Below are 1222 nucleotides of genomic sequence, written 5' to 3'. Positions count from 1 at the left end.
GTGAACTTGACCGCGTTGTAATCACCGCAATGGGCGGATCCCTTCACGGGGCCTACCCTGCGTATTTGCGATTGGTGAATGGCCTCTCAAGTCCGGTAACAATAGTGGATTCATCTGAATTAAGCCAACAATTCGCAGCGACAATCACCAACACAACACTTCTGATCGTCGTATCCCAATCAGGTAAAAGTGGCGAAATTGTTGACCTCACAATAGCCTTGGGAAGCACACCAGGCAAAGTTATCTCTGTCACCAATATGGCCGACAACCCTTTGGCAAACTGGGCCGAAATTTCACTTTGTTCCCAAGCTGGGGACGAGGCCACAGTGTCTACCAAGTCCTATACTGGTGGCTTGGCATCCCTGCATTTACTTGCCGAATACCTCTGTGATGGAAGTACTGCCACGGCGACCCAAAACTTGCACAAAGCCGCTGTAGCTTGCCAGTTGTTTTTGGATAGTTGGACGCCCAAAATTGAAAGCGCAGCCAAGTTCCTTGGTGCGGATAAGCCATTGGTTTTTGTCGGACGGGGCAACAGCTTTGCGTCAGCAAATATTGCTGCACTACTTACTCAGGAGGCGGCAAAAATGCATTGCACCGCTCTCTCAGGTGGGCAATTCCGCCATGGCCCTATTGAACTGGTGCGCGAAGGTTTTGCGATGATTATCTTTTTGGGGGACGCCTCAACCCGCGACATAGATGAAGCTCTTATCGAAAAAGTAACGTCTCATGGCGGGCGGGTTCTGGCGATCTGCCCAGAAAGTAATCCCGTACAAGAGGGTCACGATCGCCTGCTTCTAACCTACCCCGATGTCCCAGCCTCGCTCAATCCAATCATGGAGGCATTGCCGATCCAGTTACTACAAATTCCACTGTCAATTGCACGCGGGTTTGCCCCTGGTGCATTCTTAAATGCCACCAAAATCACCGCTGTTGTTTAAAGGATCAAAAATGTCTCTCGAATTCGATTACGTCATTGTTGGTGCCGGTTCTGCAGGTTGTGTTCTGGCCAACCGATTGTCTTCTGATCCGGCCACTACCGTTTGCTTGATCGAAGCAGGTGGTAAAACCAATTCAATTTTCATTCGAATGCCCGCAGCACTTACGTTTCCCATTGAGAGCAAGACTTATAATTGGATGTATTCAAGTGGTCCAGAACCACATCTCAACGGTCGCAGAGTCGGGCAAGCGCGCGGGAAAGGTCTGGGTGGGAGCTCGGCGA

Annotated in this window: 2 protein-coding genes; both read left to right on the top strand. The window is 50.4% G+C overall.

Going from position 1 to position 1222, the window contains the following annotated elements:
* The coding region (locus tag AB9F26_RS22090) for an SIS domain-containing protein (protein ID WP_369769110.1) at positions 1-941 on the top strand (941 nt) is incomplete at its 5' end.
* 10 nt (positions 942-951) lie between these two features.
* Positions 952-1222, top strand: a 271-nt coding sequence (locus tag AB9F26_RS22085; protein WP_369769109.1) for a lycopene cyclase family protein, incomplete at its 3' end; no start/stop codon positions are given.

Origin of the sequence: Falsihalocynthiibacter sp. BN13B15 (assembly GCF_041205415.1) — a bacterium.
GTDB lineage: Bacteria > Pseudomonadota > Alphaproteobacteria > Rhodobacterales > Rhodobacteraceae > Falsihalocynthiibacter > Falsihalocynthiibacter arcticus.
This window is presented reverse-complemented; position numbering and strand designations above follow the sequence as displayed.